This window comes from Blautia sp. MSK.20.85 (assembly GCF_013317245.1).
In the GTDB taxonomy this organism is placed as follows: Bacteria; Bacillota; Clostridia; order Lachnospirales; family Lachnospiraceae; genus Blautia_A.
Genome location: NZ_JAAIUN010000127.1, coordinates 1 through 321, shown reverse-complemented (window position 1 = coordinate 321; position 321 = coordinate 1). Strand labels below are relative to the sequence as shown.

The following is a 321-nucleotide window of genomic DNA, read 5'->3' as shown; positions in this document are numbered from 1 at the left end:
AACCATAAAGTGAAGCAGACTTATGTGAAACCGGAAGATGACTGGATCCGGATTGAGAAAAATCATGAGCCACTGGTGAGTGACCGTGATTTTGAAATTGTTCAGAGACTTCTGGGCATGGATACACGTACTTCACCTGACCAAAAGCAGGTATATCTGTTATCCGGAATTGCTGTATGTGCGGATTGTGGTGCACCTATGACAAGAAAGGTTTCCACTGTGGCAGGGAAAAAATATGCTTATTATCTATGTTCCACAAATAAAGAAACAAAACGCTGTTCCAGTCATAGAATACCGGAAAAGGATCTGGAAGATGCCGTA

At 42.1% G+C, this 321-nt stretch carries 1 protein-coding gene; it reads left to right on the top strand.

Annotated features, from left to right (window positions below):
• On the top strand, positions 1 to 321 hold a 321-nt coding region (locus G5B12_RS17210; RefSeq protein WP_174088996.1), incomplete at both ends, for a recombinase zinc beta ribbon domain-containing protein.